The sequence below is a fragment of the Leifsonia sp. 10N434 genome, assembly GCF_056394405.1.
Genome location: NZ_JBFTHV010000001.1, coordinates 867,342 through 892,290 on the forward strand (window position 1 = coordinate 867,342; position 24,949 = coordinate 892,290).

Annotated in this window: 30 protein-coding genes; 17 read left to right on the plus strand and 13 right to left on the minus strand. The window is 69.1% G+C overall.

The window, feature by feature from the left end:
* Positions 1-228 precede the first annotated feature (228 nt).
* Entirely contained in the window at positions 229-1,122 is an 894-nt protein-coding gene (locus AC1DB1_RS04125; RefSeq protein WP_477199889.1) for an SDR family oxidoreductase, read from the minus strand.
* 76 nt (positions 1,123-1,198) lie between these two features.
* Here AC1DB1_RS04125 and AC1DB1_RS04130 point away from each other — a divergent pair, with 76 nt between their 5' ends.
* Positions 1,199-1,327, plus strand: coding sequence for a hypothetical protein (locus AC1DB1_RS04130; RefSeq protein WP_271176585.1), 129 nt, complete (start codon positions 1,199-1,201; stop codon positions 1,325-1,327).
* 13 nt (positions 1,328-1,340) lie between these two features.
* On the opposite strand, the gene AC1DB1_RS04135 is transcribed toward AC1DB1_RS04130, so the two are convergent.
* Complete coding sequence (locus tag AC1DB1_RS04135) at positions 1,341-1,511, minus strand: hypothetical protein (RefSeq protein WP_271176584.1); 171 nt, start codon at positions 1,509-1,511, stop codon at positions 1,341-1,343.
* Between the two features lie 184 nt (positions 1,512-1,695).
* On the opposite strand from AC1DB1_RS04135, the gene AC1DB1_RS04140 reads away from it, so the two are divergent.
* Together AC1DB1_RS04140 and AC1DB1_RS04145 are read left to right on the plus strand one after the other, a co-directional pair.
* A complete protein-coding gene (locus tag AC1DB1_RS04140; RefSeq protein ID WP_477199890.1) occupies positions 1,696-2,883 on the plus strand; it encodes a MarP family serine protease in 1,188 nt (395 codons plus the stop codon).
* A 268-nt stretch (positions 2,884-3,151) separates the two neighbouring features.
* A complete protein-coding gene (locus AC1DB1_RS04145; protein WP_477199891.1) occupies positions 3,152-4,171 on the plus strand; it encodes an NADPH:quinone reductase in 1,020 nt (339 codons plus the stop codon).
* A 102-nt stretch (positions 4,172-4,273) separates the two neighbouring features.
* Here AC1DB1_RS04145 and AC1DB1_RS04150 read toward each other — a convergent pair whose 3' ends face one another.
* Positions 4,274-5,584 carry an MFS transporter gene (locus tag AC1DB1_RS04150; RefSeq protein ID WP_477199892.1) on the minus strand — a complete coding sequence of 437 codons (1,311 nt, stop codon included), beginning with the start codon at positions 5,582-5,584 and terminating at the stop codon, positions 4,274-4,276.
* 118 nt (positions 5,585-5,702) lie between these two features.
* Between AC1DB1_RS04150 and AC1DB1_RS04155 the strand changes: the two genes are divergently transcribed.
* The 5 genes from AC1DB1_RS04155 (at position 5,703) to AC1DB1_RS04175 (ending at position 8,440) form a co-directional block, all read left to right on the plus strand.
* The gene (locus tag AC1DB1_RS04155) at positions 5,703-6,248 is read left to right on the plus strand and encodes a TetR/AcrR family transcriptional regulator (protein ID WP_477199893.1); all 546 of its coding nucleotides are present in this window, start codon (positions 5,703-5,705) and stop codon (positions 6,246-6,248) included.
* Between the two features lie 67 nt (positions 6,249-6,315).
* Positions 6,316-7,050 (plus strand): AzlC family ABC transporter permease, encoded by a 735-nt coding sequence (locus tag AC1DB1_RS04160; RefSeq protein ID WP_477199894.1) that lies wholly within the window; start codon positions 6,316-6,318, stop codon positions 7,048-7,050.
* Positions 7,047-7,352 (plus strand): AzlD domain-containing protein, encoded by a 306-nt coding sequence (locus AC1DB1_RS04165; RefSeq protein WP_477199895.1) that lies wholly within the window; start codon positions 7,047-7,049, stop codon positions 7,350-7,352. Before AC1DB1_RS04160 ends, AC1DB1_RS04165 begins: the two co-directional genes overlap by 4 nt.
* A 168-nt stretch (positions 7,353-7,520) precedes the next feature.
* Complete coding sequence (locus AC1DB1_RS04170; protein WP_271176577.1) at positions 7,521-7,916, plus strand: hypothetical protein; 396 nt, start codon at positions 7,521-7,523, stop codon at positions 7,914-7,916.
* On the plus strand, positions 7,916-8,440 hold the full coding sequence (locus AC1DB1_RS04175) for a DUF6328 family protein (RefSeq protein WP_271176576.1): 525 nt from the start codon (positions 7,916-7,918) through the stop codon (positions 8,438-8,440). The genes AC1DB1_RS04170 and AC1DB1_RS04175 overlap by 1 nt, the downstream gene beginning before the upstream one ends.
* Before the next feature lie 10 nt (positions 8,441-8,450).
* On the opposite strand, the gene AC1DB1_RS04180 is transcribed toward AC1DB1_RS04175, so the two are convergent.
* The 5 genes from AC1DB1_RS04180 to AC1DB1_RS04200 form a co-directional block, all read right to left on the minus strand.
* On the minus strand, positions 8,451-9,227 hold the full coding sequence (locus AC1DB1_RS04180) for a class I SAM-dependent methyltransferase (protein ID WP_477199896.1): 777 nt from the start codon (positions 9,225-9,227) through the stop codon (positions 8,451-8,453).
* Between the two features lie 337 nt (positions 9,228-9,564).
* Positions 9,565-10,656, minus strand: coding sequence for a substrate-binding domain-containing protein (locus tag AC1DB1_RS04185; protein ID WP_271176574.1), 1,092 nt, complete (start codon positions 10,654-10,656; stop codon positions 9,565-9,567).
* 66 nt (positions 10,657-10,722) lie between these two features.
* The gene (gene mmsB, locus AC1DB1_RS04190) at positions 10,723-12,060 is read right to left on the minus strand and encodes a multiple monosaccharide ABC transporter permease (protein WP_271176573.1); all 1,338 of its coding nucleotides are present in this window, start codon (positions 12,058-12,060) and stop codon (positions 10,723-10,725) included.
* On the minus strand, positions 12,057-13,622 hold the full coding sequence (gene mmsA / locus AC1DB1_RS04195; protein WP_477199897.1) for a multiple monosaccharide ABC transporter ATP-binding protein: 1,566 nt from the start codon (positions 13,620-13,622) through the stop codon (positions 12,057-12,059). The genes mmsB and mmsA overlap by 4 nt, the downstream gene beginning before the upstream one ends.
* Before the next feature lie 132 nt (positions 13,623-13,754).
* Complete coding sequence (locus AC1DB1_RS04200) at positions 13,755-14,945, minus strand: ROK family transcriptional regulator (RefSeq protein ID WP_271176571.1); 1,191 nt, start codon at positions 14,943-14,945, stop codon at positions 13,755-13,757.
* Positions 14,946-15,087: 142 nt separating this feature from the next.
* On the opposite strand from AC1DB1_RS04200, the gene AC1DB1_RS04205 reads away from it, so the two are divergent.
* The 3 genes from AC1DB1_RS04205 (at position 15,088) to AC1DB1_RS04215 (ending at position 17,153) form a co-directional block, all read left to right on the plus strand.
* A complete protein-coding gene (locus AC1DB1_RS04205) occupies positions 15,088-15,990 on the plus strand; it encodes an arginase family protein (RefSeq protein ID WP_477199898.1) in 903 nt (300 codons plus the stop codon).
* Between the two features lie 12 nt (positions 15,991-16,002).
* Positions 16,003-16,818 (plus strand): shikimate 5-dehydrogenase, encoded by an 816-nt coding sequence (locus tag AC1DB1_RS04210; RefSeq protein ID WP_477199899.1) that lies wholly within the window; start codon positions 16,003-16,005, stop codon positions 16,816-16,818.
* A gap of 83 nt (positions 16,819-16,901) precedes the next feature.
* Entirely contained in the window at positions 16,902-17,153 is a 252-nt protein-coding gene (locus AC1DB1_RS04215; protein WP_271176568.1) for a DUF6458 family protein, read from the plus strand.
* Between the two features lie 30 nt (positions 17,154-17,183).
* Here the strand turns inward: AC1DB1_RS04215 and AC1DB1_RS04220 are convergent, their stop codons facing one another.
* Together AC1DB1_RS04220 and AC1DB1_RS04225 are read right to left on the minus strand one after the other, a co-directional pair.
* Positions 17,184-17,621 (minus strand): MarR family winged helix-turn-helix transcriptional regulator, encoded by a 438-nt coding sequence (locus AC1DB1_RS04220; RefSeq protein ID WP_477199900.1) that lies wholly within the window; start codon positions 17,619-17,621, stop codon positions 17,184-17,186.
* A 5-nt stretch (positions 17,622-17,626) separates the two neighbouring features.
* Complete coding sequence (locus AC1DB1_RS04225; RefSeq protein WP_271176566.1) at positions 17,627-17,854, minus strand: hypothetical protein; 228 nt, start codon at positions 17,852-17,854, stop codon at positions 17,627-17,629.
* Between the two features lie 178 nt (positions 17,855-18,032).
* Between AC1DB1_RS04225 and AC1DB1_RS04230 the strand changes: the two genes are divergently transcribed.
* The 3 genes from AC1DB1_RS04230 to AC1DB1_RS04240 all read left to right on the plus strand — a co-directional run bounded on the left by AC1DB1_RS04230 (position 18,033) and on the right by AC1DB1_RS04240 (position 20,025).
* Positions 18,033-18,995 carry a MerR family transcriptional regulator gene (locus AC1DB1_RS04230; protein ID WP_477199901.1) on the plus strand — a complete coding sequence of 321 codons (963 nt, stop codon included), beginning with the start codon at positions 18,033-18,035 and terminating at the stop codon, positions 18,993-18,995.
* Between the two features lie 136 nt (positions 18,996-19,131).
* On the plus strand, positions 19,132-19,377 hold the full coding sequence (locus AC1DB1_RS04235; RefSeq protein ID WP_387843429.1) for a hypothetical protein: 246 nt from the start codon (positions 19,132-19,134) through the stop codon (positions 19,375-19,377).
* Positions 19,378-19,458: 81 nt separating this feature from the next.
* Complete coding sequence (locus tag AC1DB1_RS04240; RefSeq protein ID WP_477199902.1) at positions 19,459-20,025, plus strand: dihydrofolate reductase family protein; 567 nt, start codon at positions 19,459-19,461, stop codon at positions 20,023-20,025.
* Here the strand turns inward: AC1DB1_RS04240 and AC1DB1_RS04245 are convergent.
* Positions 20,022-20,570: a hypothetical protein gene (locus tag AC1DB1_RS04245; RefSeq protein WP_477199903.1), complete on the minus strand. Its 549-nt coding sequence runs from the start codon at positions 20,568-20,570 to the stop codon at positions 20,022-20,024. The two genes, AC1DB1_RS04240 and AC1DB1_RS04245, sit on opposite strands and share 4 nt — an antisense overlap.
* Before the next feature lie 80 nt (positions 20,571-20,650).
* Here AC1DB1_RS04245 and AC1DB1_RS04250 point away from each other — a divergent pair, with 80 nt between their 5' ends.
* Positions 20,651-21,214, plus strand: a complete 564-nt coding sequence (locus AC1DB1_RS04250) for a TetR/AcrR family transcriptional regulator (protein WP_477199904.1) — start codon at positions 20,651-20,653, stop codon at positions 21,212-21,214.
* A gap of 123 nt (positions 21,215-21,337) precedes the next feature.
* Entirely contained in the window at positions 21,338-22,753 is a 1,416-nt protein-coding gene (locus AC1DB1_RS04255; RefSeq protein WP_477199905.1) for a DHA2 family efflux MFS transporter permease subunit, read from the plus strand.
* Positions 22,754-22,861: 108 nt separating this feature from the next.
* On the opposite strand, the gene AC1DB1_RS04260 is transcribed toward AC1DB1_RS04255, so the two are convergent.
* Positions 22,862-23,338 carry a hypothetical protein gene (locus AC1DB1_RS04260; RefSeq protein WP_271176559.1) on the minus strand — a complete coding sequence of 159 codons (477 nt, stop codon included), beginning with the start codon at positions 23,336-23,338 and terminating at the stop codon, positions 22,862-22,864.
* 201 nt (positions 23,339-23,539) lie between these two features.
* Positions 23,540-23,995 (minus strand): hypothetical protein, encoded by a 456-nt coding sequence (locus AC1DB1_RS04265; protein WP_477199906.1) that lies wholly within the window; start codon positions 23,993-23,995, stop codon positions 23,540-23,542.
* A gap of 255 nt (positions 23,996-24,250) precedes the next feature.
* Here AC1DB1_RS04265 and AC1DB1_RS04270 point away from each other — a divergent pair, with 255 nt between their 5' ends.
* On the plus strand, positions 24,251-24,949 hold the full coding sequence (locus AC1DB1_RS04270; protein WP_477199907.1) for a class I SAM-dependent methyltransferase: 699 nt from the start codon (positions 24,251-24,253) through the stop codon (positions 24,947-24,949).

A 24,949-nucleotide genomic window follows, 5' to 3' on the forward strand; every position in this document is an offset into this window, starting at 1 on the left:
TCGCCCGCGCTCGTCACCCGCGCGCGTCGCTCGCGCGCGTCACCGCGCGGCGTTGCCCGCGCAGCCAGGCCCGCGCATCCAGGCCCGCGATCGAGTCGGGGAAAAGTATCGGTTCTCGGCCGATCCACGTGATTTCTCCCCGACTCGATCTCGGGTGCGAGCGCGGGTGCGAGCTCGGGTGCGAGCGCGGGTGCGAGCTCGGGTGCGCGCTCGGATGCGCGCGCCGGCTCAGGGGGTGGGCATGCCGCCGTTGACGTTGAGGGTCTCGCCGACCACGTAACTCGACTCCGGCGACGCCAGGAACACGTAGGCGGGCGCCAGCTCGGTCGGCTGACCCGCCCGGCCGAGCGCCGTCTGCTCGCCGAAGTCGGGGAGCTTGTCCTTCGGCTGGCCACCCGACACCTGCAACGGCGTCCAGATCGGTCCAGGAGCGACCGCGTTCACCCGGATGCCGCGGGGGGCGAGCTGCGAGGCGAGCGCCTTCGTGAAGGTGTTGATCGAGGCCTTCGTGGTGGCATAGTCGACCAGGATCTCGCTCGGCAGATACGCCTGGACCGACGTGGTGTTGATGATCGACGACCCGGCGGGCAGGTGGGGAAGGGCCGCCTTCGTGATCCAGAACATCGCGTAGACGTTCGTGCGGAACGTCTCGTCGAACTGCTCGTCGCTCAGGTCTTCGAGGCGTTCGCAGAACTGCTGCTTGCCGGCGTTGTTGACCAGGATGTCCAAGCCGCCCAGCGCCTCGACGGCGTCACCGACCAGCGCGCGGCACGCATCCGGGGTCGTGATGTCGGCGGGCAGGGCGACCGCCGTGCTGCCGCTCTTCTCGATGAGCTCGACGACGGCGCGGGCATCCTGCTCCTCGTCGGGCAGGTACGCGATGGCGACATCCGCACCCTCCCTGGCGAACGCGATCGCCACCGCAGCGCCGATCCCGGAGTCGCCTCCGGTGATGAGGGCACGACGGCCCTCGAGCCGTCCGGTGCCCCGGTAGGTCTCTTCACCGCGGTCGGCGGTGGGGGTGAGTTCTTCGTCGAGGCCTGGCGCCGGTTGCTGCTGCTCGGGCGCATCGACGGACGGGTAACGGTCGACTGGATTCTGAAAAGTGAGCTGATCGGACATGCGGCGCACGGTACGCGGGGCGTCATCCGCGACACAGGGGCTTTCGGCGATCCGTCGAGGAGCGTACGTTCAGCCCATGGACAAGGACGCCCAGACCCCGCAGCCACCCATTCCGGACTACCAGATGGACCCGGACATCGTTCCGGCGAGCCTCCCCGATCCGGCGGCCGTCGACGACGGCGACGAGGAGGACGGCCGCCTCTGAGCCGGTCGATCGCCTAATCCGGCGCGCCGCCGGATGCCGTGTCCTCCTCGGTCTCGGCGTTGTGGTGCTGCTGCTGCGACGGTTCGGACTCCTGGCCGTGCTCCGGATCGGATGCCGTGAAGTCGGCGCTCGTCATCTCGCGCTCGCCCTCGTCGAGATCGGGACGGTTCTGCTCATCGCTCATCAGTGATCCTCTCCTGCGGCTGAGTCGCCGCGGCTGTGCCGGGGCGGCCTGGACGGCCGGCCCATCGACCGTGGCGATGAACGGTATCCCCACCCGCGCGCCGACGGAAGGGGTCCAGCGGATACACCAGGACTCCACACCGGAGGTTGAGCACTCCCCCAGCCAGATGGGGCAGGGTGGCCACGTGGAAATCGTGGTGGACGTCGTGCTCATCGTGCTCGCCGTCGCCGCGATCGCCGCGGGCTGGAGCAATGGCGCGATCAAGGCCGCCGCCTCTCTCGTCGGTCTCGGTCTCGGACTCTGGGCGGGTCTGGCGCTGGCGCCCGCAGCCGTAGCCTGGCTGGCGTCGATGGGCTGGACCAGCGTAATGCAGCGGTCGGTCATCGCCTCCCTGGTCGTGCTCGCGTGCGCGGCGGTCTCCTACGCGATCGCCGTGACACTCGCATCCGTCATCGGCAAGGTGCTGCGGCACGGTCCGATCCGGTGGCTCGACTCTCTGATCGGCTCCGTCTTCGGCCTGCTGACCTGGGCCGTCGTCGTCTGGCTGCTCGCCGGTTTCGCGCTCGCCACCAACATCGCGACGGTCGTCCAGGCCGCCAACTCGTCGCGCGTCGTCGCCACGCTCGACAGCGTCGCGCCCGTTCCGTCGTCGACCGTGCTCGGCGCCGTGGACGACGTGCTCGCCGACGCCGGCCTGCCCAAGGTGTTCGAGGGCGGCGAGTCGATCAAGACCGCTCAGCCGCCGAGCACGGCGGTGCCGGCCGCCGTCGCCCGCGCGGAGAACTCGGTGGTCACGGTGCTCGCCTCCAAGCCGGACTGCGGTGTCGACTCGGAGGGAAGCGGTTGGGTGGTGTCCCGCGGCCGGGTCGTCACCAACGCCCACGTCGTCGCGGGCGCCTCCTCGATCGTCGTCCGCGACCCCATCACCGACCGTCCCGAGAGCGCGACGCTCACCGCCTTCGATCCGGAGCGCGACCTGGCCGTACTCGACGTGACCGACCTCACCGCGCCCGCGCTCGACATCGGCCCCGACCTCACCGCGGGGGCCCAGGCCTACGCCGCCGGCTACCCCGGCAACGGCCCGTACACGGTGAGCCCGCAGCGCGTACGCGACCGACTGAACGCTCGCGGCACCGACATCTACCAGAGCGGCATCGTCGAGCGCGACATCTACTCGCTGCGCGGATCGGTGCGACCCGGCAACTCGGGCGGCCCGCTGCTGGACTCCTCCGGCAGGGTCGCCGGTGTCGTCTTCGCACGCTCGACCGCCGACCCGGACACGGGCTACGCGCTCTCCCTGGCCGAGCTCCGCCCCGTTCTGTCCTCGGTCAGAACCGCTCCGATCAGCTCCGGGGGCTGCGCGACCGGATGACCACCGACCGACCCGTACCCTGACACGGCCGGGAAGTCATCCCCCTCGCGATCGCGCGCGAGCCTGGCTACCCTGGTGTCATCGCATCCAGGCGCACGTCGGACCGAATGATTCCGGGCGACACACGTGGGGGCCGGATGCCTGACACCATCCCGGGCTCGCCGATCGAGTCCGGGATCGTGTTTTCCCGGCTGACGGACTGAACGTTTTCGGAACGCCCGCCCGCATTTTCGGAACAGTTCTCCCTCAGCGGTGGTTGGCTGGGAGCATGAAGGCTGTCACCTATTCGTCCACCGGTTCCTCCGACGTCCTCCACTTCGGCGAGCGCGACGAGCCGCATCCCGCCGCGGGTGAGGTGCGCGTGCGCATCCACGTCTCGGGGGTGAACCCGACCGACTGGAAGGCGCGACAGGGCAGCGGTGAGGCGGAGCTCCCCCAGCCGCAGGTCCCGAACCAGGATGGCGCCGGCGTCGTCGACGAGATCGGCGACGGCGTGAGCGGCATCGCCGTCGGCGACCGCGTCTGGGTGTGGGACGCCGCCTACAAGCGTCCGGATGGCACGGCCCAGGAGCTCGCCGTTGTCCCGGCCGGTCAGGTGGTCCGCCTGCCCGACGACGTGAGCTTCGACGTCGGGGCTTCGCTCGGCATCCCGGCACTCACGGCGCACCGCGCCCTGACCGTGCATGAGAACTCACCCGGTGAGCTCGCGCCCGGCGCGCTCGACGGCCGCACCGTTCTCGTCGCCGGGGGCGCAGGCGCGGTCGGGCATGCGGCCATCCAGCTCGCCGTCTGGGCGGGAGCCACCGTGGTCTCGACCGTGAGCAGTCACGAAAAAGCGGAACTGGCGCGCGCCGCCGGCGCCCACCACGTGGTGAACTACCGCGACTCGGATGCCGCCCAGGCGATCGGCGCGCTCGCTCCGCGCGGCGTGGACATCATCGTGGAGGTCAATGCGGCCGCCAACGCCGAGCTCGACGTGCGCGTCGCGGCACCGGATGCCTCGATCGCGATCTACGCCGACGGCGCGGACTCCCCCGGGGTGACGATCCCCACCCGGCCGAGCATGTCGAAGAACCTGCGGTTCCAGTTCGTGCTGACCTACACGACTCCGCCCGAGGTGAAGGCGGCTGCGGTGCGCGCCGTCTCGGCGGCGCTGGCCGACGGCGCTCTGCCGGTGGGCACGGAGCACGGCCTGCCGATCACGCGCTTCACGCTGGCGGACACGGCCGCCGCGCACGACGCGGTCGAGAACGGCCTCGTCGGCAAGGCGCTCATCGACGTCGCCTGAGCGCGGCCCAGCCGCGCCGAGCGCCTCTCCTGATCGTCGTTTGCCACTTGATGTGGTCATCCAGGCAATGTAACCACCACAAGTGGCAAACGACGCCCGGCCTCAGTCGGCGGCAGCGCGGGGGCAGCGGGATGCAGCAGCAACGACCGTGGCGGCGATCGCCGGGCCGGCCGCGCGGGCCGCGCGGTCCGTACGTGCGAGCGCCAGCTGGGTCACCAGCGCCACCACTCCGACCGCCGCGATCGCCACCGCGTACCCGATCACCGACGGCAACAGCCCGACCATCCCGATCAGCTCACCCGCCACGAGCGCAGGCACCCCGTACGCCAGGTAGTTCACCAGGAACACGGCGGCGAACAGCTCCGCACGCTGGTCGTTCGGGGCGAGCGGAGCCAGGATGCGCAGGCTCGACGAGAACGCGGCACCGAAGCCCGCCCCGCCGAAGACCGCGGCCACGAACAGCAGCCAGAGCACCCCGCCCGCGATCGCCACCGTCGCGAGCACCACGCCGACGATCACCGCGGCCATGCCCGTGATCATCGCGAGGCGAGCGGGCACCCGGCTCAGCAGGAACCCGACGACCGCGCCGACCGCCGGCTGCAGGGCGACGATGAGGCCGTTGACCAGTCCGCTGTCGATGTGGAACACCCCGTGCACGATCGACGGGGCCAGCCCGAGGAAGAGGCCGGCGAGCATCCAGGTCGCGGCCAGCACGGGGATGGACCCCGTGAACTCGCGGCGCGCGGCCCGCGGCACGTTCAGGCGCGGGATGAGCGACCGCACCGCTCCCGGGCGGCTCTCGACCGTCTCGGCGGACCAGGCGACCACGACGATCCCGGCGACGAAGACGAGCGCCAGTGCGGTGAAGATGAGGAGCGTCGGCTGCGCGGTGAACTGCACGGCGATGCCGGTGACGAGCGCACCGAGTGCGATCCCGCCGATGGGCGCCGTTCCGCCGATGACCGCCCCGAGCTTCTTGTGGCGCTGGGGAGCGAGCTCGACGATCGAGGCCGTGAAGGTTCCCGTCGCCGCACCGGTCGCCACGCCCTGCACCGCGCGGGCCACGATGATCCACCCGATGTCGCGGGCGAACAGGAAGAGCACCATCGAGACGATCTCGAGCGCGAGCGCTCCGATCAGCACCGGTCGGCGACCGATGTGGTCGGACAGGGAACCGGCGATCAGCAGCGTCACGAGAAGGGTGATCGCGTAGATCGCGAAGGCGCCGGTCAGTACCCAGTCGGGGAAGCCCCACTGCTGCTGGTAGAGCACGAACAGCGGGCTGGGGGCGCCCGCGGCGAAGGTCACGCCGACGAACGCGAGCGCGGCGCCGACGAACGCGGCGATCGGCCGGAGCGTGCGACGCGCGGGACGAACGGCGGCGATGGAGCCTGTTTCTGCGGCTGTTGACATCTTCCCCTCCTGAGAGCAGACACTAAAAGCAAATCCGATTGCTTTAGGGATGCTAGACCCGCCGCTGAATTAAAGCAACATATTTTGCTTTAATTCATTCCGGGCGTACCATCGAGGCATGGAAACCCAGACCACAGGGGCGAAACGTACGGGTGGACGCAGCGCCGCGGTCATCCACAATGTGCGCACGGCGGTCGAGGAGCTCGTCAAGGAGCGCGGCCGCGATCGCGTCACGGTCCCGCTCGTCGCCGAGCGGGCCGGCGTCAACCCAACGAGCATCTACCGCCGTTGGGGAGACCTGCCCACCCTCATCAACGACATCGCCACCTACCACCTCGACCCCGAGCGTGAGCTGCCGCACAGCGGAAGCCTGCAGGACGACCTCACCGAGTGGGCGCGCGAGATCGTCGCCCACTATCGCAAGCCCGTGAACGCCGCGCTGCTGCGCGGCGGCGCCGCCAATGCCGGCGACCGGGAGTCGGACTGCCTGCGCAATCGCCGCCTCGAGGCGACGATGTTCCTCGACCGAGCGGATGCAGCGGGCATCACCCCCGACGACATCGTGGATCATGTGGTCGCCCCGATCATCTACCGGGTGATCTTCCAGCCGTGGACGCTCACCGACCAGACCGCCGAGGACCTCGTCTCCCGCCTCTTCGCCTGACCGCCCGGAGGCGGCGTCGCCGACCTGCCCACCGCCGAGCCGTCGTCCGTTTGGGTATCGTCGGAGGATGAGCCGAAGCCGACCCGAGCGCGTCGCCGCACGCTCCGGCTGGGCCGTCGGCATCGCGACGGCCGCCTACGGCGTCTCGTTCGGCGCACTGGCCACGGCATCCGGACTCGACATCTGGCAGACCTGCGTGCTCAGCCTGCTCATGTTCAGCGGTGGCTCGCAGTTCGCGCTGATCGGCGTGCTCGCCTCGGGCGGCACCGCGGCCGGGGGTTCGGCCATCGCCGGCGCAGCCCTGCTCGGCGTGCGCAACTCGTTCTATGCGCTGCGGCTGTCCCGCATCATCGGACCCGGATTCTGGCGCCGCGCCGCCGCCACCCAGCTCACGATCGACGAGTCGACGGCCGTCGCCACGGCACAGACAGAACCGCGCGCCCAGCGCATCGGGTTCTGGACGACGGGCCTCGTCGTCTACATCGGGTGGAACCTCACCACCCTCGCCGGCGCCCTCCTCGGCAACCTGATCGGCGACGTCAAGGCCTACGGGCTGGATGCTGCTGCCGCGGCCGCCTTCCTCGGCCTGCTCTGGCCGCGGCTCAAGGCGCGCCAGACCCAGGCCGTCGCCGTCGCGGCCGGCTTCGTCGCCACGCTGCTCACACCGTTCCTCACCCCTGGGCTCCCGGTGCTGGCCGCCGCGGCCGTCGCGATCGTGATCGGCGCGCTCAACCTCTTCGGCGCGCGATCGGACCCCCCACATCCCGAAGCCATCCCGATGGAACGCGAGGTGGAGCCGTGACGACCTGGAACATCATCCTGCTCGCGTCGATCGCGGTGCTCGCCCTGAAAGCGGTGGGCTGGCTCGTGCCGCCGAGGGCACTCGACCATCCGACGGTCGCGCGGATCAGCGACCTCCTCACCGCGGCACTCCTCGCCGCTCTCATCTGCGTGCAGACGTTCGGCGCCGGCCAGGGGCTCGTGCTGGATGCGCGCATCCCGGCCCTGGCGATCGCGGCGGCCCTCTACGCCCTGCGCGTCCCGTTCATCGTGGTCGTTCCCGCCGCGGCCGTCGTCGCCGCACTCATCCGGCTCATCCCCTGACAACAACCCCTCCGCGCGAGAGGTGCGGAATGTCGCCCATTCTCGCCGAATGAGCGACATTCGGCACCGCTCGGCGGATCGGGCCGCTCGCGCACGCCGGGTGTCGGCGGCCGTTCGTACTCTGTGAGTGCAGCGGGCCGGGCTGCGCACCAGGTATGAAGGAGAGCAGTGGCCCCGTGGCATCCCGTCGCCAACGCGCACGCGTCGGAGTGGCTGCTGCGGCAGGGCGCGATGGACACGCCGTATGCGGTCGTGCGCCGCTTCGCGTTCGGTGACCCCAATCATCCGGATGTCTGGTTCCGGGTGGTCACGTGGGCGGCGCGGTCCGAGGGGCGCGAACTGATCGGCTGGTGCCGCACGCTCGAGGCCGCTGCCGCCGCCGGCTGGGACCACCGCTGCGCGGCCGAGTCATGGCGCCACCACCTCGCCGCCAAGCGGACGGATGCGACCACGATGGACCGGCGCCGCCCTCCGGCCGCCGACCTCGTCCGCTTCTACCGCGCCTCATTGCGCAGACGGACAGCGGCGGGCACGATGGAGCGCACGACATCCGGGAGGCAGTGATGGCCGAATCGACGGGCCGAGGCATCGACATCGACCCCACCGACGGACGCGACGAGAGCGCGTCCCAACGCGCCGACCGGAACTGGGCCGAGATCCTTCAGGAGTTGCGGGTGACCCAGACCGGAACCCAGATCATCAGCGGGTTCTTGCTCTCGATCGTGTTCCAGCAGCGGTTCCACGAGCTGGACACGTTTCAGGTCGGCTTCTACCTGGCGCTCGTGGTGATCGCGGCCGCGTGCACGGCGCTCGCGCTCGCCCCCGTGGCGCTGCACCGTCAGCTCTTCCGTCGCCACGAGAAGGTGCGGGCGGTGGTGATCGCGAACATCCTGCTGCGCGCGACGCTGGCTCTGGTCGCGGTGCTCACCACAGGCGTCGTGTTCTTCATCTTCGACGTCACCCTCAACCGCACCGCGGCCATCACGGCCGCCTGCGTCGTGCTCGTGCTGCTGGTGCTGCTGCTCCTCGTCTTCCCACGGTCGGTCGCGCAGATCCTCCGCCGCACCGAGCCGGCCGAGCATGCCTGAGGCAACGTTCTCACGTTGAGGGGCGCGCGACGATGAGGACGAGGGAGCCGAGGAACTCCGGCGTGGTGCGCAGGGCGCCGTACCGGGCGTCCCAGGCTCCGGATGCGAGGTCGTCGCGCAGGCGGCGCTCGAACCGTTCCTCCACCTCCGGTCCCACGAAGCTCCATGCCGAGTTCGCCAGCCGGGCGCCGGGATCGAGCAGCAGCTCCGGGCGTCCGTAGTACGCCTCACCGAAGCCGTCGGTGCAGTCGAGCGGGATCGGCACCGTCGTGACGGTGGTCTCCCCACCGAGCAGCTCAGCGATGAGCGCGGGCCGGGGATAGCGTCGCGCTTCGGTCTCGATCACCTCGGGCGCGTAGTCGGCGAGCCAGAACCGGTCGAGGACATCCGGATCGCAGGTGAGTACGGCGACCGGGCCGGTCGCCACCCGTCGCAGCTCGGCCAGCCCAGCGGCGAGGTCTCCCCACTGGTGCACGGAGAACGTGGTCATGGCCGCCTCGAAGGAACCGGAGGCGAACGGGAGCTGCTCGGCTGTGGCATCCAGGGCAACCGGCAGCGAGGCGGGCCGTTGTGCTCGCATCGAGGCGGAGGGTTCGACCGCGGTCACGGCTCGGTCGCGCGGTTCGTAGGAGCCGGCGCCCGCTCCGACGTTGACCACGGTCGCGGCATCACCGAGTGCTTCGACGATCGCCGACTCGATCGCAGGGTCGGGCCGACGGTAGTACGTGTAGCCGCGTCCGATCGTTCCGTAGTCCGCGTCGCCCGCGCTTCCGTCTGCTCGCCTCACTCTCCCGATCCTCTCAGACGGCTCGAGTCTTCTTTCGTTGAGGGGCGGCGGACGCATGGTCGCACGGCGTGTTTTCCTGCGTTCGCTGCCCTTCAACGGATGAGAAAGATCCGTGCCAGCCCGGATGCCGGTGCGAGCGACCTGGCCATAACGTGAGAGTCAGCAATCAGCTGGGGGACACCGGGGGGTGACCAGGGCCGGAGCGGAATCATCCGCTCCGGCCCTACTCGTGTGCGGGCGGCCGCGCACCGCGGAGCCACTCGCCGGACAGAGAAAGGGCCGGACCCCCGAAGGGATCCGGCCCGCTCGTCGTCTCAGCGAGACGGTGAGTCGTTGACTACTTGGTCAGCGGCTCGAGGGTCGGGTCGTTGGCGTACGCCTCGGCCGCGTTCTCCTTGGTGACGATGACCGGCTTCAGCAGGAAGGCCGGAACGACCTTCTTGCCGTTGTCGTACGACTTGTCGTCGTTGGTCTCCGCCTTGTCGCCCTTCGAGAGCGAGGTCACCATCGCGATGGCCTGCTTGACCAGGTTGCGGGTGTCCTTGTTGATGGTCGAGTACTGCTCGCCCGCCATGATCGACTTGACCGACTCGGCCTCGGAGTCCTGACCGGTGACGGTCGGGACCGGCTTGCCTGCACCCTTCACCGAGGTGATGATGGCGCGAGCCAGGGTGTCGTTCGGCGACAGCACACCGTTGAGCTCGGTCGAACCGTAGCTCTTGGCAAGCAGGGTGTCCATGCGGGTCTGCGCGTTGGCCGGCAGCCAGCCCTGGGTAGCGGTCTGCTTGATGTCGGTCTGACCGGAGACGACCTTCAGGGTGCCGTCGTCGATCTTCGGCTGGAGGACCTTCATGGCGCCGTTGAAGAAGACGGCCGAGTTGGCGTCGTCGGGCGAACCGGAGAAGAGCTCGATGTTGAAGTTCTTCTTACCCGGGTACTTCTTGGCCATGCCGTCGAGCAGGGCCTGACCCTGCAGCTCGCCGACCTTCTCGTTGTCGTACGCGACGTAGTAGTCGACGTCCGGCGAGTTCAGGATGAGGCGGTCGTACGCGATGACCTTGGCGCCTGCATCATGTGCAGCCTTCGCCTGAGCGGCCAGCTGGCCACCGTCGACGGCACCGATGATGACGACCTTGGCCCCGTTGGTGATCATCGACTGGATCTGCGACTGCTGGTCGGCGACAGCACCGGAAGCGCCCGCGTACTGCACGTCGCCCTTGAATCCGGCGTCCTTCAGCCCGTTGGTGAACAGGTCACCGGCGAGCACCCAGTTCTCCGACGTCTTAGTCGGGAGGGCGACACCGATGGTCGCGCCCTTGTCGAAGCCGGCGGCCGAGGAGTCGGAACCCGACCCACGGCTCGAGCAGCCCGACAGGGCGAGCGCGGCGGCAGCAGCGACGGCCACTGTCGCGAGTGCGATTTTGCGCATGTGTACTTTCACTTTCTCTTTATGGATGGTGCAGGGATTGTTGTGTTGTGGTGCAGAAACGAAGTTCTAGTGGGAGAGGGAGCGGCTGCTCGCCTCGGCGGAGTCGCCGGTCGGCAGGACCTCTGGCTGGTCGGCCCCGACGGCCGCGGCCTCGCGTTCCTTGCGACTGAACCGGCCTATCAGCGACCGACCTCCCGTGCGCTTGGAGTAGACGTCGACGCCGACCGCCACGAGGAGCACGAGGCCCTTGATGATCTGGACCTTGTCGGAGGTGACACCGAGCAGCTGCAGGCCGTTGTTCAGGACGGCGATGACGAGACCACCGATGATGGACCCGGCGACGGTACCGATACCACCGGAGACGGCGGCGCCACCGATGAACACAGCGGCGATGGCGTCGAGCTCCCAGCCGAGGCCGTCCTGCGGGCCCGACGAGATCGAGCGGGCGACCGCGATCATGCCGGCAAGCGCGGCGAGCACCGACATGTTCATCATCACGAAGAAGTTGATGCGCTTGATCTTGACGCCGGAGAGCTCGGCCGCGTGCCAGTTGCCGCCGACCGCGTAGATGTGGCGTCCGAAGATCGTGTTGCGGGTGATGAACGAGTACAGGATCACGAGAATGCCGAGGATGACGCCCGACACCGGGAAGCTGGTGCCGATGCGGCCGCCTGCGAACAGGAAGGCGGCGTAGATGACGACCGCGTCGAGGATGACCACCTTGAAGATGCTGACCCAGAGGGGCGCCTTCTCCGAGCCCATCTTGGTCTGGGTGCGGCGGCGGCGGATCTCCATGTAGGCGATGACGACCGCGATGATCAGTCCGAGCAGCAGCGTCGAGTTGTTGTAGCCGAAGTCGGGTCCCCAGTCGGGCAGGAAGCCGCCGCCGATGTAGGTGAAGCCGTCGGGCACCGGGATGGTGTTCGCGTTGCCGATCAGCTGGTTCAGGCCACGGAAGATGAGCATGCCGGCCAGGGTCACGATGAAGGCGGGGACACCGACGTAGGCGACCCACCAGCCCTGCCAGGCGCCGATGAGCACACCGATGACCAGGCCGAGCAGGATCGCGAGCGGCCACGGCACGTGCCAGTCGTTCATCGACTTGGCGACGATGATGCCGACGACCGCCGCCACCGAGCCGACGGACAGGTCGATGTGCCCGGCGATGATGACCATGACCATGCCGATGGCGAGGATCAGAACGTAGGCGTTCTGATTGACCATGTTGATCAGGTTGACCGGCTCGAGCGTCTTACCGCCGGTGAGGATCTCGAAGAAGATGATGATGACGACCAGGGCGCCGAGGATGCCGAACTGGCGACCGGTGGACTGGCCGCCGCCGAACATCTTGCCGAGGTCGCGGATTCCTCCGGACTTCTTCTTTTCGGGGATCTGTGTGGTCATGAGTGGGATGCACCCTTCGTAACGGGCCTCTTCGCGGCGGATGTCATGCTTTTCAGGAGTGTTTCGGGGGTTGCTTCGCTGATCGGAAGCTCATTGGTGATCTGACCCTCGAAGATCGTGTAGATGCGATCGGAGATGCCGAGCAGCTCGGGCAGCTCGGAGGAGATGACGATGACGCCCTTCCCCTGCGAGGCCAGCTGCTGGATGATGCCGTAGATCTCGTACTTCGCGCCGACGTCGATCCCTCGGGTGGGCTCGTCGAGGATGAGCAGGTCGGGGTCGGTGAACATCCACTTGGCCAGCACGACCTTCTGCTGGTTTCCACCGGAGAGGGTGCTGACGCCGCGGTCGACATCCGGGGTCTTGATCCGGAGGCTCTTGCGGTACTCCTCGGCGACCTTGTGCTCTTCCTCGTCGTTGACGACGTTGAACTTCGAGATCTTCTTGAGCTTCGCCGAGACGATGGACTCTTTGATGTCGTCGAGCAGGTTGAGGCCGAGCACCTTGCGGTCCTCGCTCACGTAGGCCATGCCTTCGTCGATGGCCTCGCTGACGTTGCGGACCTGGATCTCCTTGCCGTCTTTGTAGAGCTCGCCGGAGACGAAGTTCCCGTAGGAGCGGCCGAACACGCTCATCGCGAGCTCGGTGCGGCCGGCGCCCATGAGGCCGGCGAAGCCGACGATCTCGCCGCGACGCACGAAGAAGCTCGAGTTCTTGACCACGAGCCGCTCGGTGATCTGCGGGTGCTGCACGACCCAGTCCTTCACCTCGAAGAACTTCTCGCCGATGTTCGGCGTGTGCTCCGGGAAGCGGCTCTCGAGCGTGCGGCCGACCATCCCGCGGATGATGCGGTCCTCGTCGACGCCGTCTGCCTTCACGTTGAGCGTCTCGATCGTGCGGCCGTCGCGGATGATCGTGATCTCGTCGGCGACGCGCTCGATCTCGTTGAGCTTGTGGGAGATCATGATCGAGCTGATGCCCTTGGACTTGAGTCCGAGGATCAGGTCGAGGAGGTGGGCGGACTCGGCCTCGTTCAGGGCGGCGGTCGGCTCGTCGAGGATGAGCAGCTTCACCGACTTGTTGAGCGCCTTGGCGATCTCGACGAGCTGCTGCTTGCCGACGCCGATGTTCTTGATGGGGGTGTCGGGGTCGTCGGTGAGACCCACGCGGGCGAGGAGCTCGACGGCACGCGTCTTGGCCTCCTGCCAGTTGATGACGCCTCTCCGGCCGGGCTCGTTGCCGAGGAAGATGTTCTCGGTGATCGAGAGCTCCGGGATGAGCGCCAGTTCCTGGTGAATGATGACGATGCCCTGCTGCTCACTGGACTTGATGTCCTTGAAGCGCATCTCTTCGCCGTTGTAGACGATGTCTCCGCTGTAGGTCCCGTACGGGTACACACCCGAGAGAACCTTCATCAGAGTTGATTTGCCTGCACCGTTCTCGCCGCAGATCGCGTGGATCTCGTCGGCCTTCACGGTGAGGGAGACATCTTCGAGAGCCTTCACACCAGGGAACTCCTTGGTGATCGCGCGCATCTCCAAGATGACTGCGTTCGACGACATCGTCGCTCCTTCGGGTTTATAGCTTTACAGCGAACTATCTGCCTAAGTAGTAAACGCTACGTTCAACCTTGGCGTCAAATAGTGAACACAACGACCTGATAACGACTTGACGGGCTTCGGCCGGGGTGGACCTCAGTCGTGCCCTGCGAGCGAGCTCTGGATGACCAGGGCCGCGGCTCCCAGGGACTCCGCACGGTCGCCGAGGGACGACATGCGCAACGTCGTCGTCTCGCCGATCGCGGGGAGGGCGTTCTGCAGGATCCCGTGCTGGATGGGGTCGAGCAGGGCATCGCCGAGACCGGCGAGCGGGCCGCCGATCAGCACGATCTCGGGGTTGATGATGTTGGCGATGTTCGCGATGGCCTGGCCGATCGCCGACCCCGCGTCGCCGACGATCCTGAGGGTCGCCGGGTCGCGCGCCAGACCGTGCCTGACGATGTCGGCCGTGCCGATCGGCTTCTCTGCTCCACGACTCAGGGACTCGATCATCACTGTCGTCGACGCGACCGTCTCGAGGCATCCGCGGTTGCCGCAGCGGCAGATGATGCCGTGCTCGGCGACGGGCGTGTGGCCCAGCTCGCCGGTGATCCCGAGGTACCCGTAGTACGGCTGGCCGTTGAGGATCAGGCCCGCGCCGATGCCGGAGCCGATCTTCACGAACATGAGGTTGCGCACCCCGCGGTTCTCGCCCCAGGTCACCTCGCCGAGCGCGCCGAGATTGGCGTCGTTGTCCACCATGACGGGGAAGCGGAAGGCATCTTCGAGCTCGCGGAGGTTCACTCCGACCCACTCGGGCAGGATCGCGCCCTGCAGCACGGTTCCGGTGCGGCGGTCGATGGGGCCGGGGATGCCGACGCCCACAGCGAGCACGGACTGCCGCTCGAAACCGCCCGCCTCGAGCATCCGGTCGAGCAGCTCGGAGGCCGCCGTCAGGCTCTCGCTGACGTCGTAGCCGAGCGGGAGCACGATGGACTCCTCGGCCAGCACGTCGTAGCCGAGTGTGGCGAGCACGATGCGCACGTGCCGCCGGCCGAAGTCGACGCCGACGGCGATGTCGCCGGTGTCGGTCAGCCGCACGAGGAGGGCGCGCCGCCCTGAGCTGTTGACCGGGCTGGTGGCGACGACGCCTTTGGCCGCCATGTCTCGCACGATGTTCGAGACGGTGGCGGTCGAGAGTCCCGTTCCGCGCGCCAGCTCCGCCTGGGTCGATGGGCCGTTCGCCAGGAGGAACTCGAAAAGCCGTTCCTGGTTCAAGTGCCTCAGCGCGCCTTGCGACCCGGGGTTGCGTGCGCCACGGACGAGCGGACCCGAAGTGGCGGTCATGCGATAAGGGTGCAATATCCGTGGGTTGTAGTCAAGTTGTGAACGCATCCGTCGACCCCCGAGCGAGGTCCACGACCAGCCGGGGTTGCTTCGCCCGTCCACCTCCCTCGCGCGGGCGCGCACACAGGAGCAGGATGGGCGGATGACCGTCGACGACCGCACGCTCGTCATCGTGGGAGCCCCCTCCAGCGCGGGGAGCTACGCCCCGGGGCAGGAGCTCGCCCCCGCGGTCCTGCGGGAGCACGGGCTGGTCGATCGCCTGCGTTCGCGCGGGATCACGGTGACCGACGCCGGTGACGGGCCGGTGCAGATCTGGAGTCCTGACGACGAGCATCCGCTCGCTCAGAACCTCGGCGACGTCGTGACCTCGGTCACGGCCGTCGCCGAGAAGGTCGGAGCCGCGCTCGACGACGGAGCGGATGTGCTCCTGCTCGGCGGCAGCTGCCTCGTCGCGCTCGGTGCGATGAGCGCGCTGGTCCCCCGCGCTCCGGATGCCTCGCTGCTCTACATCGATCGCCACTCCGATCTCAACACCCCGCAGACCACGACGGACGGAGCACTGGACTGGATGGGGCTCGCCCACCTGCTCGACGTGCCCGGCGCCCTCCCCGAGCTGCGGGATGCGCTGGGTCCCGCTCCGCTGCTGACCCCGGAGCACGTGCACCTGCTCGGTGTGGTGCCGTCCGCATCCACTCCGGGCGAGCGCCGCATCCGGGACGCGCTGGGGCTGCAGATGACCGTCAGCGACGACCTCGCCCACGATCCGCGGGCGGCAGCGGCCCGTGCCCTCGAGGCGCTCGGTCCAGGGCCGATCGTCGCGCATGTCGACGTCGACGTGCTCGACTTCACGGATGCGCCACTCGCCGAGGACACGGGCGGGCGCAACACGGGCCCCACCCTCGCGGCGCTCACCGAGGCGCTCGCGATGATCTGCCGGGACCCGCGGTTCCGCATCCTGTCGATCGGCGAGTTCAACCCGACCCGAGCCGTCGGAGCACCGGAGGTGATCGACCGCCTGGTCGACGGAATCGCTCACGCGCTCTGAGAGGATGGCCTCATGCCCATCCTGAACAAGGACATGCAGGTGTGCATGTCGCTCGCGGCCCGGCCCAGCAACATCGGCACCCGCTTCCACAACTTCCTGTACGACGAACTCGGTCTGAACTTCATCTACAAGGCGTTCACGACCACCGACCTCGAGGGCGCCGTGCGGGGCATCCGCGCGCTCGGGATCCGCGGATGCTCGGTGTCGATGCCGTTCAAAGAGGCGATCATCCCGCTCGTCGACGTGTTGGAGCCGTCGGCGCTCGCCATCGAGTCCGTCAACACGGTCGTCAACGACAACGGCGTGCTCACGGCGTCGAACACCGACTACGAGGCCGTCGAGCTGTTGCTCGATGAGCGACGCCTCGACGTGACGCAGAGCGTGCTGCTGCGCGGGTCGGGCGGCATGGCGAAGGCGGTCGTCGCGGCGTTCCGCGGCGTCGGGTTCGAGAACGTGACCATCGTCGCGCGCAACGAGGAGGCCGGCTCCGCGCTCGCCTCCCGCTACGGCTACGCGTGGGTGGCCGACGAACCGGATGCGCCGTTCGACATCATCGTGAACGTCACGCCCCTCGGGATGCACGGCGACGCGGCCGACGTGCTGTCGTTCTCTCCCGAGCACATCGCGGCGGCATCCACTGTGTTCGACGTGGTGGCGTTCCCGTCGGAGACGCCGTTGATCGCGGCCGGACGTGCGGCGGGCAAGAACCTCATCACCGGCGCCGAGGTGATCGCACTGCAGGCGGCCCGCCAGTTCGAGCGGTACACGGGCGTGGCGCTGACCCCGGAGCAGGTGGCCAGGGCCTCGGAGTTCTCGCGGGCCGAGTGACGCGGCCGGCTGCGGCGTATAGTGTGCCGCAGCACCGCGACCCGGATGCAGCAGGGATGCGGCACAGTCGGAAGGAGCCCGTCATGGGCATCGGAAGCGGAATCTTCGTGTTCGTCGTCGGCGCCATCCTCGCGTTCGCCATCACCGTGCAGCTCGCCTGGATCGATCTGCGGATCGTCGGCTACATCCTGATGGGCGCCGGGCTGATCGTGTTCGTGCTGTCGCTGATCTTCACGCTGCGGCGGCGCAGGACGACCACGACGACACGCACCGGCATCGACCCGTCGACCGGCGCGCGGGTCGAGGAGCGCAGCACCGGCGCCGACGAGCTCTGATCACGCGGCTCGTTCCGACGTGCCGGACGGTCAGGCCGGTCGGACCGCCGCCGCGATGATCGCGTGCAGTCCCTCGCGCAGGTGCACGAGCTCGCTGACCGGGAGTCCCAGCCGGGCGACGATCTGCGGCGGGATCTTCTCCGCCTCGGCGCGCAGGGCGCGGCCGCTGTCGGTGAGCGTCACCTCGAGGGCGCGCTCATCGCTCGTGCTCCGCTTGCGCTCGACGTAGCCGGTCGCCTCGAGCCTCTTCAGGAGCGGCGAGAGCGTGGCCGGCTCCAGCTGCAGCGCCTCGCCGAGGTCGCGGACCGAGCGCGGATCGCGCTCCCACAGCGCGAGCATCACCAAGTACTGCGGATGCGTCAGCGAGAGGGGATCGAGCAGCGGACGGTAGAGCGCGATGACGCTCCGAGCGGCGACGGCGAGGCCGAAGCACACCTGGTTCTCGAGGGCGAGCAGGTCTTCTGACACGGGCGTCATCCTACCGAGGCGGTCGCCGGGCAGATCAGCCTGGTGGCGTCGCGCTGCCCGTCGGGCCGCAGCACCTCGTGCGCGGTCATCGGGTTGCCGCAGATCGGGCACGGCGACGCGGCCGACCGCCGGTCGGGACCTTCCGGGTGGCCCGCGCCGAGCTGTGCGGGGCCCGCGACCCTGATCAGCGACTCGTTCACGCGCGAATACCAGCTCATGAAACGTCCGGCCATCGTCTCCTCAATTCATTAGCCCACTAATCATTAGTGTACACCGCTTTCAACCCTTTTTCGTTGAGGGGCGGCTAACGCATCCACCTCGTCGGTTTTGGCTGCGTTCGCCGCCCTTCGACGAAAGCGGAGCTTGACCTTGACCCGTGGGGGAAGGTTTAGCCTGTGGGAGGAGGACGACATGCAGATCAGTGAACTGGCGGAGCGGGCCGGCGTCACGGTGAAGGCGGTGCGGTACTACGAGAGCCTCGGCCTGGTCGTGCCCGACCGGCTCTCGAACGGCTACCGCGACTACGGCGACGAGCACGTGCGCGCGGTGGCGGAGATCCGCGAACTCGCCGCGGTCGGAATCGCTCCGAGCAAGGCCACTCCCTTCATCGAATGCCTCGGAACCGGTCACATCCACAGCGACGAGTGCCCCGCCTCCCTCGCCGCCTATCGCGACGGGATCGCCGACCTCGACCACGCGATCGCGACCCTCACCGCGCGCCGCGATCTGCTCGCCCGGCGGCTCGACGAGAGCGCGCTCCGCGGCTTCCCGGATGCTCCCCCGACGCCACCCGCCGACTTCACGTCCCTTCCATCCGGCCTCCCCCGCCCGGTCGACGACGGCGCCGCCGATCATCTGCCCGGTATGGCGCTTCCCCCACTGGCGCTGCCGGCGACGGACGGGCGCACCGTCGACCTCTCCCGCCTCGGTGGCCCGGCATCCGGCTCTGCACGCTCGATCGTCTATCTGTACCCGCTCACCGGCCGCCCGGGTGTCGACCTTCCCGACGGCTGGGACGCCATCCCCGGCGCGCGCGGCTGCTCCACCGAGGCCTGCGACTTCCGCGACCACTTCGATGATCTGCGGACGGCCGGTGTCGATGCGGTCTTCGGCCTCTCGAGCCAGAGCCGCGACTACCAGCGCGAACTCGTCGACCGGCTGCAGCTGCCGTTCGCCATGATCTCCGATCCTCAGCACCGCGTCGCGGACGCCCTGCGGCTGCCGACCTTCATCGCCGGCGGCGAGCGCCTCTACAGCCGCCTGACCCTGGTGGTGCGCGACGGCGCGATCGAGCACGCCTTCTACCCGATCTTCCCGCCCAACACGCACGCCCAGCAGGTGCTGACCTGGCTCCGGGAGAACCCGCTCCCCTGACTACCCGCCCACCCCTGGGCGGAGCTCGCCTCCCGTAAGTCATACCCGCGGATGACTCACGGGCGACCCACGGTGGATGCCCCGCCGCCCTCCGCTCGCTTGACTGGAGCAGTCGGCCAGTGAGGGGAGCAAGACCATGACGACGTTCGACCATCATCTACCGATCACGGGCTCGGTAGCGCAGGTCACGCGAGGCCGGGGGGCTCTCGCAACGATCGCGGACAACGCTTATCTGAAGCTGTTCGCGGTGCTCGTCGTCATCGCGGCCGGCGCGGTGGCGCTCGTCTTCGGAATCGCATTCGTGCTCGACCTCGTCGTGCCGGTGCTGTTCGGGAACGAGCTCCACGCGCTGGCCGCACTCTTCCCCCAAACGGTGGGCTAGAGGGGACGGTGGCCTAGCGTCTCGACCCGTCGCTGACAGACCGGATGCCGCAGCGTAGAGTGCCCCGAGGGAGGTGCCTCCATGGCGGACATCATCTACTCGGCGATCATGTCGCTCGACGGCTACACGGCCGACACGACGGGCGGCTTCGACTGGGCCGCGCCCAGCGAAGAGGTCCATGCCTTCGTCAACGACCGTGAGCGCGTGATCGGCACGTACCTCTACGGCCGCAGGATGTACGAGACCATGCGGGTCTGGCAGACCATGCCGACGGGCCCGGACGAGTCGGCCGCGATGAGCGACTACGCCGCCATCTGGAAGGCTGCCGACAAGGTCGTCTACTCGTCGACGCTCAGTGAGGCATCCACACCGCGTACGCGCATCGAGCGTCGTTTCGAACCGGATGCCGTGCGGAGCCTCGCCGCGAGCGCCGATCGCGCCGTCAGCGTCGGGGGTCCGACACTCGCCGTCGAGGCGTTCCGCGCAGGACTCGTCGACGAGGTGCAGCTCTTCGTCGTTCCCGTCTCGGTCGGCGGCGGAACTACCGCACTCCCCCACGACCTGTTCGTGCGGCTCGAGTTGCGCGACGAGCACCGCTTCACCGACGGCACGGTGTACCTCGACTACGGAGTTCTCGAACCCCGCTAGGTCAGCCCGGCGAGGAACGCGGGATTGCTCCAGTCCGGGTCCGTCGGCGGGTGGATGAGTCGCACGTCGCCGCCGACCGCGACCGGCAGTTCCACGGTCAGTCGCTCGAAGTCGAGGCGGGCGTCGCACGACTGGTCCGGCACCTTCCGGCTGAGCGCGGCGAGGGTCACGGCACCGGGACTCCGCTGGACGCGCACGCCGACGGGCACCACACAGCTGCCGTTGCCCGTCACCGCAACGATCTCGGCGACGCGATGATCGGCGGACAACGACACGAGCACCCAGGGCATGCTGAGCAGGCCGGATGCCGTCGTCCCCTCGAGCACGTCGGCCTTCGTCGGCGGGCTCATCGTCTGAACCACTGCGGACGGCGAGGGGGCGAGCGCATCGACGACCGAACCCGTTGCGAGCGGCGCCGAGGACTGCGGCGGGTCGTCGACCGTCGAACCGGTCCGCGCGGAACTGCACGCCGTCAGCGCGACGACCGCGGCCAGCCCCAGCGCCCCCGCTGACATCCGGATCACCCTGCGATTCCACCCCGTCATGCTGCTCACCGTAGACCGGGTGCTCCACTGTGAGCAACGGTCACTTGCCTCACGAGAAGAGTGAGTGTACAGTCACTCACATGGCAACGAACTCCCGCTCCACCCTCTCGACCGCCGAAGCCCGGCGTGAGACCGTGATCGCCAGCGCGATCGAGGTGTTCGGCAGGACCGGGTACCTCGGCACGCCGATCGCGGCAGTGGCGACGCACGCCGACATCTCGACGGCCTACGTCTTCAAGCTGTTCCCCGGCAAGGAGAGCCTGTTCGTCGCCGCGCTCGAGCGGTGCTTCGATCTCATCGAGCAAGCACTCGAAACCGGGGCCGAGGCCGGCACGGACCACACGCCCGACGGCATCCTCGATGCGATGGGCGACGCCTACGCCGACCTGATCGGCGACCGCTCCCTCCTGATGCTGCAGGTGCACGCGCAGTCCGCGGCCGACGTGCCGGAGATCGGCGAGGCGCTGCGGCACGGCCTGGCACGCGTCACCCGCTTCGCGAAGAGCCGTTCGGGCGCATCCGATGACGCAGTGCAGCGCTTCATCGCCTTCGGGCAGCTCTGCCACCTGATCGTCACCACGGGGATCGACGGCGAGACCGCCGACTGGGCGCGCCTCCTGACCGCCGGCATCCGCCACCCCTAGCCGACACCCGGTACCGAGACACCCGCCGGCCCACTCCGAACCCTCCGCTCTCGTCCGCACCAACCCCTCTTCCGCATCTCCATTAGTGATTGACCAGTCACTCACCATCGAAAGGATCCCACCATGACCACCACCGCCCTCGCCCCCACCGGGAGCTCACGGAGCACCCACCGCTGGTGGGCGCTCACCGTGCTCGCCCTCGCCGAGTTCCTCGTGGTACTCGACGCCTCGATCGTCAACATCGCCCTGCCCGCGCTCGGCACGCAGCTCCACCTCGACACCGCAGCGCTCGCCTGGGTGATCACGGCGTACGTGCTGCCATTCGGGGGGCTCCTCCTGCTGGGCGGACGCCTCGCCGACCGCTTCGGGCACCGGCGCGTCTTCCTCATCGGCGTCGCCGGGTTCGTGGCCGCCTCTGCCCTCGCCGGCCTCTCCGCGACAGGCGGGATGCTCCTCGCGGCCCGCGCGGTCCAGGGCGCGTCGGCCGCGTTGCTGGCTCCCGCATCCCTCGCCCTTCTCACTCAGCTCTTCATCTCGGCGGGCGACCGCGCGAAGGCGCTGGGCGTCTGGGGCGCCGTCGCCGGGATCGGGAGCGCGGCCGGCGTGCTGCTCGGCGGCGTGCTCACCGCTGCACTCGGCTGGCAGGCGGTGTTCTTCGTGAACGTGCCCGTCGGCATCGTCGTGCTGGCCGTCATCCCGGCGCTGGTCGGCCGCGACCCCCGGGCCGAAGCCCAGCGCATGGACGTCGCCGGAGCCGTAACGATCACCCTCGGCCTGACGGCGACCGTCGCCGCACTGAGCTCCGCCGGCCAGCTCGGCTGGGCCAGCCCTCTCACCCTCGGGATGGCCGCTGCCGCCCTCGCCCTGCTGGCGGCGTTCGTCATCGTCGAGCGCCGCGCCGAGCATCCCCTGGTGCCGTTCCGCTTCTTCCTCAACCGCGATGCCGCGACCGGCAACCTCGTGATGCTCCTCGCCGGCGGCGCGACCACCGCCTTGTTCTTCGCGCTCTCGGTGTACCTGCAGGAGGTCCTGGGCTACGACGCGCTCACGGCCGGCGTCAGCCAGTTGCCCCTCGCCGGCGCGCTCGTGCTCGTCGCGGGCGTCGTGCCGACGGTCGTCTCCCGGGTGGGACTCCGCTCCACGGTGACCGGCGCGCTGGTCGTCTTCGCCGGCGGCATCCTCTGGCTCGCGGCGGCCGGTCCGGCGGCGACGTTCGTGGGCGGCCTGCTCGGTCCGAGCATCCTGATCGGCGCCGGGCTGGGCGCGGTGTTCATGACAGCGACCCAGCTCGCGGTCGACGGCACGGAGGCAGCCGACTCCGGTCTCGCCAGCGGCCTCGTGAACACGAGTCAGCAGGTCGGCGGAGCGCTCGGCCTCGCGATCCTGGGTTCCATCGCCGCGGCACGGGCCGCCGGCGTCAGCGCGGCAGGAGGGTCAACCGCGGTCGCGCTGTCGTCCGGATTCTCGTGGCTGTTCATCGGTGCTGCGGCACTGGCCGTGATCGGCGCGGGGGTCGCGGTCGTCCTGCGCCGCCGCTGACCGGAGGAGCCCGCAGCGAGGGGTCCCGACACGCCATCCATCGTCCATCGGACGCGGCGTGTCGGGACCCCTCGTTCGAGCGCGACGGAGGGACGGCGTCGCGACGTCTCAGACCAGGTGCACCTGGCGCGTGTTGTGCACATCGACCTTGGCGTCGATGAACGAGTGCACGCTCTCGCCGATGTGGTACTGCGTGTGGGCGAGCCGCGCGGAATGCGTGGCCAGCAGGGCACTGGCCGCAGACCGGCGTGCGCGCACCCGGCGCAGGGAGATGAGCGCACCGACGAGAACGGCGACGACCAGGGCGAGCGCCCCGTACTGGATGGTGGGCATCCACTCGGCGGGGAGGCGAACGCTCTGCACGAACCAGTCCGCGCCCGCGATGGCGAGGAGCATCAGCACGGAGACCGTGATGGTCTTGGCCGCGAGCGCGATGGGCTTCGTGGCGAGCAGCAGACGGGCCTCGCCGAGCTCGCGCTCGTGCTGGCGGCGGCGCTCCTTGGCCCACTGCAGGTCGCGCTCATGGCGGCGGGCGAGCAGGTGGGCGTCGTCGTGGGCGCGGTTGTAGGTGTATGTGGTGTTCACAGACGTGTCCTTCGGGTAGACAGTGTGACTGTTCTCGGGTGAGTGATGCGGGTGCGCCGGAGCGCGCGTGGGCGCAGTCGGGCGCGTCGGCCGCGGTCGGGTGCGGTGGTAGACGCCGGTCGGGTGGCGCCGGGAGATCGGGTGCGCTGTCGGGGCGCTTTCCGATCGGTCGCTCCCAGCGGGGGCGACGGGAGGGCGGTGTTACAGAGAGGGGCGCGCCGAGTCGTTCACCGGGGTGAGCGAGGGCGGCGTGAGTGCGGAGACGGACGAGAGCTGCACGACGGGCGCGATCGACGGCGACGGCGCGGACGGTGCAGCGGCGACCGGGACGGGCGCGACCGGAGCTGCGGCAACCGGAGCTGCGGCGGCCGGAGCCACGGCGACCGGAGCGGGAGCGGGCGCGAGGGAGGAGACGGGCTCGGCGGGGCTGCCCGTCGAGCGGCGGCCTGCGACGGCGGGCGACGACTCGGGCGAGTGCAATCCGATGTCGCGCAGCTTGTCCTCGGTCCAGCCGGCCTGCGTGGCCGAGTGCCAGGCGACCTCGTATTCGAGGATGGCGGCGTCCAGGGCGTTGAGGCGCTGGGCCAGCTCGCGGACCGAGCCGATCCTGGCCTTGATTTCGGACTCGAGCAAGGCGTTGGCGCGCTGGGCTGCCATGTCGGGGTCTACTGAGATTCCATTCGGGTGGTTCACGATACGTCCTTCCGCTTCGGTTCGGCGATCCGGGAGATCCGGGTTGGAGCACCGACGCGATTCTGTGGGGCAAAGGCTGTAACTCGGGTGTGTGACAGTCCCTGAGCATACCTAGAAAGAACGTTCTGTAGGTTGTTTGGAGGACACGAATCTGTCCCCCAAATCGGGCGACACGCAAGAGGGTGTCATTCGGTGCGATCGCCTGTCAGGATGGCCGTCATGAGAGCGGACGAATGGGACGCGCGCTACCGCGAGGCCGCCGCGAAGAACAGCGGCGCCCTGTGGCATTCCGAGCCGTCACCCGACCTCGTCGCGATCGTGTCGGCGCTGGATCCCGCCCGCGCCCTCGACCTCGCGACCGGTGACGGACGCAACGCCCTCTGGCTCGCGGAGCGCGGCTGGGTGGTGACCGGAGTGGACTCCTCCGCTGCGGGTCTCGCCATCGCCGCCGACCGGGCCGCAGCGTCGGAGCTCGAGATCGAGTGGGTCGTCGGCGACGCACTCGACTGGATTCCGGCCGAGCTGTTCGACCTCGTCACGATCACCTACCTCCAGTTGCCCGAGCCCGACCTCGCCGCCGTCATCGGTCGGGTGGCAGGGTGGCTCGTGCCCGGCGGGCGGATGCTCGTCATCGGCCATGACCGCTCGAACCTCGGCACCGGCGCGCCCGGTCCACGGGACCCTGCGGTGCTGCACACCGCAGAACAGCTCGAGCGGGCGGCGCGCGCGGCCGGTCTCACGGTGCTGGAGTCGCGGACCGTCGAACGGCACGCCGCCGAGCTCGCGCATCCGGGCGAACCGGACGCATCCGGGCCCGCGATCGACACACTGCTCCTGGCGGTGTCGGATATCGACTCCGAGGCGGACGCCGAGCCGGACCCCGGGGCAGGCTCCGAGCCGGGCTCCGGCGACCACTGA